General features: G+C 58.4%; 7 protein-coding genes. 1 reads left to right on the forward strand and 6 read right to left on the reverse strand.

Going from position 1 to position 7,979, the window contains the following annotated elements; all coding sequences use genetic code 11:
- Positions 1 to 112: 112 nt before the first annotated feature.
- Genes MUU53_RS05245 through coxB form a run of 5 tightly spaced genes read right to left on the reverse strand, consistent with a single transcriptional unit; the run spans position 113 to position 5,753 of the window.
- Positions 113 to 1,162, reverse strand: a complete 1,050-nt coding sequence (locus MUU53_RS05245; protein ID WP_247259943.1) for a c-type cytochrome — start codon at positions 1,160 to 1,162, stop codon at positions 113 to 115.
- Positions 1,162 to 1,803 (reverse strand): cytochrome c oxidase assembly protein, encoded by a 642-nt coding sequence (locus tag MUU53_RS05250; protein ID WP_247259944.1) that lies wholly within the window; start codon positions 1,801 to 1,803, stop codon positions 1,162 to 1,164. The genes MUU53_RS05245 and MUU53_RS05250 overlap by 1 nt, the downstream gene beginning before the upstream one ends.
- Positions 1,800 to 2,183 (reverse strand): hypothetical protein, encoded by a 384-nt coding sequence (locus MUU53_RS05255; RefSeq protein ID WP_247259945.1) that lies wholly within the window; start codon positions 2,181 to 2,183, stop codon positions 1,800 to 1,802. Before MUU53_RS05255 ends, MUU53_RS05250 begins: the two co-directional genes overlap by 4 nt.
- Before the next feature lie 4 nt (positions 2,184 to 2,187).
- Positions 2,188 to 4,707 carry a cytochrome c oxidase subunit I gene (ctaD, locus tag MUU53_RS05260; protein WP_247259946.1) on the reverse strand — a complete coding sequence of 840 codons (2,520 nt, stop codon included), beginning with the start codon at positions 4,705 to 4,707 and terminating at the stop codon, positions 2,188 to 2,190.
- Positions 4,704 to 5,753, reverse strand: a complete 1,050-nt coding sequence (coxB, locus tag MUU53_RS05265) for a cytochrome c oxidase subunit II (protein ID WP_247259947.1) — start codon at positions 5,751 to 5,753, stop codon at positions 4,704 to 4,706. The genes ctaD and coxB overlap by 4 nt, the downstream gene beginning before the upstream one ends.
- A 431-nt stretch (positions 5,754 to 6,184) precedes the next feature.
- Here coxB and MUU53_RS05270 point away from each other — a divergent pair, with 431 nt between their 5' ends.
- Positions 6,185 to 6,745, forward strand: a complete 561-nt coding sequence (locus tag MUU53_RS05270) for a type 1 glutamine amidotransferase domain-containing protein (RefSeq protein WP_247259948.1) — start codon at positions 6,185 to 6,187, stop codon at positions 6,743 to 6,745.
- Positions 6,746 to 6,816: 71 nt separating this feature from the next.
- Here the strand turns inward: MUU53_RS05270 and MUU53_RS05275 are convergent, their stop codons facing one another.
- Positions 6,817 to 7,866 carry a DNA topoisomerase IB gene (locus tag MUU53_RS05275; protein ID WP_247259949.1) on the reverse strand — a complete coding sequence of 350 codons (1,050 nt, stop codon included), beginning with the start codon at positions 7,864 to 7,866 and terminating at the stop codon, positions 6,817 to 6,819.
- Positions 7,867 to 7,979 lie beyond the last annotated feature (113 nt).

Here is a 7,979-nt window from a genome sequence, read left to right on the forward strand (position 1 = left end):
CGTCATGTCACGCGAATGGGTTGAAGCCGCCAGTTTCGTTTTCGCAGTCGCAGCCTGCTACATGTTCATCGTGCCGGTTTAAGCAAGCCTGAACGTCTTGTGCTGCGTCGGATCATTCTTGTTTCGACGCGAAATAGGCGCTGACATTCTCGATGTCTGCGTCGGTCAGGTTGTTTGCTACTGGAAGCATGAGGTGCCCAAAAGCAGTTCCTCCACGGTGTGCCTGACGGAACAGGCGTAGCTGATTGGTCAGATAAGGCACACTCTGACCTGAAAGCTCGGGGTAACTTGGGTTACCATCCGCCCGCTCGTGGCAGGTGAGACACGCCGGAATGCGATCTGCCGCTCGCCCCTTCTCAGCAAGTTCGCGGCCCTTATCGATATCAGCTCCACGAGGATCGGCGTCATGATTTGCGACGCTACCACGCTGCATGCTCGCATAGTCTCTGGCGAGAGACGCCAATTGTTCCTTTGACAGGCCGGTCACCGCCGTTTGCATCACGCCGCTCAGACGTCGACCATCCGCATAGGCAAACAGGCTTTCCCGCAGATAGGTTTCCGATTGACCAGCAAGGCTTGGGATCAGGCTTTTACCGTTCAGTCGCTCTGGCGCGTGGCAGGACTGGCAGTCCAGCACGGCATTGCTGCCGCCAGTCGCAACCAGCCCAGCCAGACTGCGATAATCCTCCACTGACATCTGCGGGACCTGCTCGAGAAACGCCACCATCGACCACACCTCGTCTTCCCGATGCGGGGCTGGCCACGCAGGCATTCCGGTGAAACGCACGCCGTCCTGGACGATGTGAAACAGCTCAGCTTTCGTCCACTCAGGTATTTTTTCTTTCAGGTCGGGAGGTTCCGGCAGCATGTTGCGGGACACAGCGGAGCGTTCCTCAGCCGGAGACCCATGGCAGAAGGCGCAGCCCTGCTCATAATGTCCGGCGGCCAGTTTCAGCATTTCGGGATTATCGAAAGGCGGCGGCTCGGTTTGCAGGGCGGCTGTTCGGATGGAGTTGCGCATCACCCAATGGAGAAACCAGTCCGTGACCGCCCAATGTCCGCTGCGCGCTCCAACGCTCATCAGCCCTGACCAGGCAAACCCGAAGCCCAGGATGACCGCAGCCAGAAAAGCAAGAAGGACATGCTTCCAGCGAAGGACCATTAGCGATCTCCCAGGGGGTTTGGTTCAGGTTCACGCAGCGTGCGCCCAAGCAGCGCAACACCACCGGCAAGATAGACGGCCGCTCCAACCATCAGCATGATGACCCCGCCGATCTGCTGATCCTGACCGGCAGACAGCACGATCCCGAAACAGGTGACTTCACCGGCCCCGTAAAGCGGACGCGGCGACAACGCCAGAAGCGCGCCCAGGAGTGTCATGTGCATGGATGTAAAAAGCAGGCCCAAAACGCCGCCCAACCGCTTGCTGTCACGTTCGGTGTTGGTGCCGCCAAGACATGCAAGCCACAGGATCAATCCGGCGGCGAGGAAGCATGCTTGTTCGAAAACGCGGGCCAGCATTGAAGCTTCGGCCCATTCACGCGCCGCAGGCAAATGCCACCCCCAGACGGTGACCAGTTCCAGCATGGAAGCCGTGACAGGCGTTAGTACGCGGCTGCGCGATACAAAATCGAAACTGCCTCCCGCCATTGCATAGGCCAGGAATGGTGCGGCGGCGGCGACCACCGCCATGTGTACGATCATATGGATGGAAAAGGATGTCTTGTCGCCGAGTGCAAGCAAAAGCCAGGCAAGCGCCACGATCAGCAATCCGATGACAAAGCACGATCGCTTGACGGTCATGATTGACACTCCGCCAGAAAGATCAGCGGAATGGCGGTATAGATCACAGCCACGAAGCTCAAGCCGCAGAGAAGCAGCGTGGCAAACCCCTGAAACAGCTTGCGGTCATCGCGGGTTGGCTCGTCATGGGGCGGATCGCCGGAGCCGAACCCCCATTGTCGCCAGGCGAGATAGCCGGCCAGCACGATGAAGGCGAGTGCGATAAATGTCAGGCCGCCGAGCAGCCATCGGAGGTCCAGAAAACCAAGCCCGAGAAATCCGGGTTTGGCGCAGTAGATGGCGGCGGCAACATAACAGACAAGAAAGTGGAGCGCCCACACGGCAGGGGCCGTGAACAACGTCCACAATGTTTCGACTTCGCGCGGAATGAAGCTCTTCATCGCCTCACCTCAGTTCCGGGAAGAGGCCAATGGTGAGATAGGTCACTACGGCGGTAAACACCATGAAGTGCCAATAGAGCACCACATTGCAGAGATCCTGATCGTAGTCTGCCGTCAGGTAGCCGGCATAGCTGCGCGCCAGACAATAGAGTTGCATGATGAGAGCCACAGCGCCGTGCGTCGAGGTCCAGATCGCCAGGATCCAGACGGTGGCAGGATACACATGCAATGTCGGCTCCATGGCATGCTGGTAAGGCCCCATCAGACCGGCTGCGATACCGGCGATCGTCAGCAGTAAGGAGACAGCAATCGATAGCCGCATCGTGGAGGCGAGATTGCGCGTGTTGGCAAAGCGCGCCAGGAGCATGCAGCCCCAGGCAATCACGAACAGCGCCGCTGCCGCCAGCGGCCATTGCCAGCCCGGACCGACCTGTCCTCCCGTGAAATCATCATGGATCGTCCAATAGAAGAAATAGCCGAAGATCAGGCTCGCAAATGCAGTGCCATCACCCACCATGGTGATGAACATCGCCCACCAGCCGACGGATGCGGGACCGGATACATAGAGCGGAAAGCGTTCCCCAAGTCCTGCATCGCGCATTTCTGCTTCCGGGATCTGCGCCGTACCCGTCCACAGCCAGTAAAGAATGGCAATCAGCGTACCGATGGCGCAGATGATCGTGGTCCACCACCATTCGTAGGTGAGTGCAATGAAGACACCGCCCAGCAGGAACGCGGCGATCATGGTGACATAGGATGACCCTCCGACGCGCAAAACCTGCTGTGGCGCGCCATCCAGCACCGATGTCACCAGCGTTTCGCGATGGCCCGTCTCCGCGTCTGGCAGATAGTAGCGGCCATCCTCGATATTCTTTCGCAGATCAGGCTGATCCCACAGCGGATACCTGCTTTTAATGATGGGAATGGAGCGAATGCCCCAGCTTTCCTCATGCTGGTTCAACCACTCCATCGTGCCCGCATTCCATGGATTGGGCTTGGCTGGCGCCTGTCTGGTCTTTGGCCGCACGACATCGGCCACCACGATCAGGAAGCCGGCAGCAAAGACGAAGGCGCCGACGGTGGAGATAAGGTTGAACCAGTCCCATCCCATCTCGGCGGGGTAAGTGAAGACTCGCCGGGGCATGCCGCGCAGACCAGCGAAATGCATGGGGAAGAAGGCGACGTTGAAGCCCACGAACATCAGCCAGAAGGCGATCTTGCCCCAGGCATCCGAGAGCTTCTTGCCGTTGAAGAAGGGGTAGAAGTAATAGATGCCCGCCGTGACCGGGAACAGCATGCCGCCGATGAGCACATAGTGCAGGTGAGCAACGACGAAATAGGTATCGTGTGCCTGCCAGTCGAAAGGCACAAGCGCCACCATGACGCCGGTCAGGCCGCCGATGATAAAGATGGCAAGAGCGCCTGCCCCGAACAGCATGGGCACCGAAAAGATGACCCGGCCCGCCAGCATGGTGGCGATGAACACGAAGATCTGCACGCCGGTGGGGATGACAACCGCTTCCGATGCCGCTGAAAAGAAGGCCAGCGAAATTTGCGGCAGGCCGGTGGTGAACATGTGGTGGACCCAGAGCCCGAAGCTCAGGAAGCCGGTGCCCACTGCCGCCAATACGATCCAGGAATAGCCGACGATGGGCCGCTGCGAAAAGGTCGGCACGATCATAGCCATCAGCGCGATGGCGGGCAGGAAGATGATGTAGACTTCCGGGTGGCCGAAGATCCAGAACAGGTGCTGCCACAAAAGCGGATCACCGCCGCGCTCCGCATCGAAGAAAGGCCAGTCGAACATGCGCTGCATCTCGAACAGCAGGTCGCCCGCAATCAGTGGCGGAAACGCAAACAAAATCATGCCTGCCACGATGAGCAGGTACCAGGCAAAGAGCGGCATCATGTTGACGCGCATGCCGGGAGCGCGGCACTTCATGATGCCGACGATCAGTTCCACGGCAGCAGCGATCGATGCCACTTCGATGAAGGATAGCCCAAGTAGCCAGATATCGGCGCCAATGCCCGTCTGCTCCTTGTCAGTTGCAAGCGGCGGATACATGAACCAGCCGCTATTGGGTGCAGCACCGAAGAAGATCGAGCCACAAACGAAAACACCACCGATCGCAAAGCTCCAGAAGCCGAAGGCGGATAGCCGTGGAAATGGAAGCTCGCGCGCGCCCAGCATCGACGGCAAAAGAAAGATCGCGACGGCTTCGAAAATCGGCACCGCAAACAGGAACATCATCACCGTGCCATGCAGGGTGAAGGCCTGATTGAAAAAATTGGCGCTGAGAAAGGTATTATCTGGAACGGCAAGCTGAAGCCGGATCAAGAGCGCCAGAACGCCTGCAAACAGCATGAATATGAAGGCCGTGCAGCCGTACCACAGGCCGATCTCGCTATTGTTGACCGATGTCCAGTAGCGCCAGCCGGAGGGCGTTTCCCACACGTCGCGCAGGCGCTTCTCCTGCGCCTCGCGTTGATCCTGCGGAAGGAGCGGGCCAAGCTTGCCGGTCATTTCAGTCCTTTCAGGTAAAGGCTGATCGCCTCGACTTCCGCCTGTAGCAGCATGTTGTAGGAGGGCATATTGACGCCCGGCTTGATGAGATCAGGGGTCTTGATGAAGCGGATCAGGTGACCGGTCGTATTGGGCAAAGTCCCGGCGGCAACCGTTGGCCGTGTTCCAAAACCGGTCAGATTGGGTCCGATAGCACCTTGCGCTTGCGTGCCATCAATCGCATGGCAGGCCCCGCACCCGTTCTTGAGGAACGCGTCAAGCCCCCCGGCATCGGGTGTTTGGGCCGCTGAAACCGGCGTTGAGCTCGCCTTGGGCCGTAGCCAGTCCTCGAACGCTTGCTTTTCCAGAACCTCGACGGTGAAGGCCATCAGCGCATGAGCCGTGCCACAGAACTCGGCACAGACGCCACGATAGCTGCCGGTCTTCGTGGCTTCGAGCTGAAGATTGTTCACTCGTCCCGGAATGGCATCCATCTTTCCGCCAAGCGAGGGAATCCAGAAGGAATGGATGACGTCCTTTGCCTTGAGGACGAACAGCACGCGCTCATCGACCGGCATGAACACTTCATTGGCGCTTTCACGCAGCACCTGCCCTTTGTCATCGAGATAGCGGACACGCCACCAATATTGCTCGGCAGTGATTTCAATGCGGCGCAACCCTTCGCCCTCGCCTGCAAACCAGGGCCGCATGGCAGGCATCAACCAGCCTGCATAGGCAATCAGGCCCGCCAGCACCACAACGGGAAAGGCAACGCCGCCAAAGACGATGATGCCGCCTGCGCGGCGCTCGGTCAGCGGTTGCGTCTTGAAACGACCGGCAAACAGGAAGGCACCCATGACGCAGAGCCAGATGAGGCCACCGCCTGCAACCATGACCCAGAACAGGGTCGCGACCGCATCTGCTTCCCGACCGGCAGGATCGAGTGCCGATTGAACGCCGCTGCACGAACTCAGGACAAGAAGACAAATTGCAAGAGAAAAAGGACAGAAGTGATAGATCACCTTGCGTGATCGGTTGGCCGCCCCTGCCAATCGCTCAACATTCATGCTGCCCCGGCTCAATCAGAGGAAGTGTGATCATCCCCGATGACCGCACCAATGCGCGGAAACATTGGCCTGCTGGAATTGTTCCCGCGATCTGCTCCGTTTTTTAACGGGAACCTAAATTACACTTTGCGGGTTTGATCACCGCAGGAAGGCAGCAAGATCTTCACCAACACCACGGACGGTCATGGAAGAACGACGATGGAAAATCTTGTGAAACGCTTGAGAAGGTTCTGGAGCAAAAGCGGCAAGGTAGACAGACCAACAGGTGCTGATAGCCCGCACTTGCATGTTGTGTCTCCGGAAAGCGTTAGCCTGCCTTTCCCACGCGGGCCGCGCGATCAGATTTCCGTCCCGGCTTCCATCAATGGTCGCGACCTTTCGACCGGACGTCCCTGATATATGTTCAATCACTGACAAAGGACTATATAAAAATGACTGACATTGGATCCGCACGTATTCTTATTCTCGCAACCGATGGCTATGAGCGCTCTGAACTGCGCGTGCCTCTGGAAGAGCTGCGCAGGCATGGTGCAGATGTCAAGATCGCCTCGCTGAAGCCCGGCGAAATCAAAAGCTGGGACGAGAAGGATTGGGGCGACACCGTACCGGTTGATCTCACGGTCGATCAGGTCAAGCACGATGACTATGACGCGCTGGTCATCCCGGGCGGTCAGATCAACCCGGACATCCTCCGCACAGAAGAAAAGGCGGTCGACATCGTCCGCAACTTCATCAAGACCGGCAAGGTGGTTGCGGCTATCTGCCATGGCCCATGGCTGCTGGTAGAGGCCGATGCTCTGCGCGGCCGCAAGGCGACCTCTTACCATTCGATCAAGACCGACGTGAAAAACGCTGGCGCGTCCTGGGAAGACAAGGAAGTCGTGACCGACAACGGCATCATCACATCCCGTTCCCCGAAAGATCTTCAGGCCTTCGTGGCAAAGATCGTGGAAGAGGTTCAGGAAGGTCGCCACAAGCGTCAGGCTGCCTGAGCATCTCAACGTCTAGCAAAAAGGCCGCTTCCGTAGCGGCCTTTTTCGTATCAATCATCAAGTTCAGTCGATCATTCGGCGTTCGGCAGCTTCAGGAAAGCGCGCAGCCACTGTTCCTCGGCGCGCAGGCCGCGCACTTTTGCGTCGGCGGCCAGAGGTTTCTCCATGAGGCGCTGGAGCGGCGAAATGTCGTCCGCCAGCGCAAGAACTGTCGGATGGATGTAGCTGTTTCGGCACACGGCAGGCGTGTTTTGAAGCCTGTCGGAAGCGGCATGAGTCAGCATCTTGATGCGAACCTTCTCACCCTGTTTCACGGCTCGGGTTGCTGCGGTGAAGGCCGCGAGAGAGCCGCCCCAGGTCCGAAAGGTCTTGGCTGAAACGGGGAGCCCTGCGCAGGACGCCAGATAGGAATTCAGGCGGCCGGAATCGACGGGATGGGCGATGCCCTCTTCATCCAGCCAGGAAAAAAGCTGTCGGCCCGGCAAGTCAGCGATCTGCTCGAACAGGCGTTGAAGCTTTGGGTGCCGGATGGTGTGGCGTACGCGCTTTCCGCCCTTGGCGGTAAACTTCAGCAACACTCCATCATCACTAAAGCTCATATGCCGCTTCAGAAGCGTGGTCGCTCCATAGGTCTTGTTCTGCTTGGCATAGGCCCGGTTGCCAATGCGTAGATGCGCAACATCCAGAAGCGAGACCAGAGCCGCGAGCACGGCCTCCTGCCGATCAAGTCCTGTCAGGAGGTCACGCTCAATCCGGCGCCGGATACGCGGCAGTGCATCGGCAAAGGAACCGAGCTGGTCATATTTCAGCTCACTGCGAAAGGCCTGCCAGGCGGAATGATAGCGGTATTGTTTCCGCCCGCGTGCATCCAGACCAGTCGCCTGGAGATGGCCGTTCGGGTCCAGACAGATCCAGACATTTTCGTAGGCGGGCGGAAGGCCAAGCGCCGAAATGCGCTGCTTCTCAGGCCCTTCGCAGAGAAGCGATCCGTCCGGCATCTTATAGCAGAAGCCCTTGCCCCTGCGCAGACGCCGTATGCCCGGCTCCGAGTCACTCACATAAACGAGGCCGATTGTATCGAGAAGAGGTTTTGCCGGTTCAAGGGTACTGGTGACATCCATATGCGCCAAACGCCGGATATGTCGCTTCGTTCCTCTTAGGTCGTGGTGATGATTTAAGGATTGGGATTCCCAAAAGAGCGCAAATCGGATTCAAAGCTGATTTTGGAGATCGG

The organism is Affinirhizobium lemnae, assembly GCF_022968395.1.
GTDB lineage: Bacteria > Pseudomonadota > Alphaproteobacteria > Rhizobiales > Rhizobiaceae > Neorhizobium > Neorhizobium lemnae.

What these genes read in the sequence shown, in the direction of transcription:
- MUU53_RS05245 (WP_247259943.1), bottom strand. Translation starts at nt 1,162, where the DNA reads ATGGTCCTTCGCTGGAAGCATGTCCTTCTTGCTTTTCTGGCTGCGGTC.
- MUU53_RS05250 (WP_247259944.1), bottom strand. Translation starts at nt 1,803, where the DNA reads ATGACCGTCAAGCGATCGTGCTTTGTCATCGGATTGCTGATCGTGGCG.
- MUU53_RS05255 (WP_247259945.1), bottom strand. Translation starts at nt 2,183, where the DNA reads ATGAAGAGCTTCATTCCGCGCGAAGTCGAAACATTGTGGACGTTGTTC.
- ctaD (WP_247259946.1), bottom strand. Translation starts at nt 4,707, where the DNA reads ATGACCGGCAAGCTTGGCCCGCTCCTTCCGCAGGATCAACGCGAGGCG.
- coxB (WP_247259947.1), bottom strand. Translation starts at nt 5,753, where the DNA reads ATGAATGTTGAGCGATTGGCAGGGGCGGCCAACCGATCACGCAAGGTG.
- MUU53_RS05270 (WP_247259948.1), top strand. Translation starts at nt 6,185, where the DNA reads ATGACTGACATTGGATCCGCACGTATTCTTATTCTCGCAACCGATGGC.
- MUU53_RS05275 (WP_247259949.1), bottom strand. Translation starts at nt 7,866, where the DNA reads ATGGATGTCACCAGTACCCTTGAACCGGCAAAACCTCTTCTCGATACA.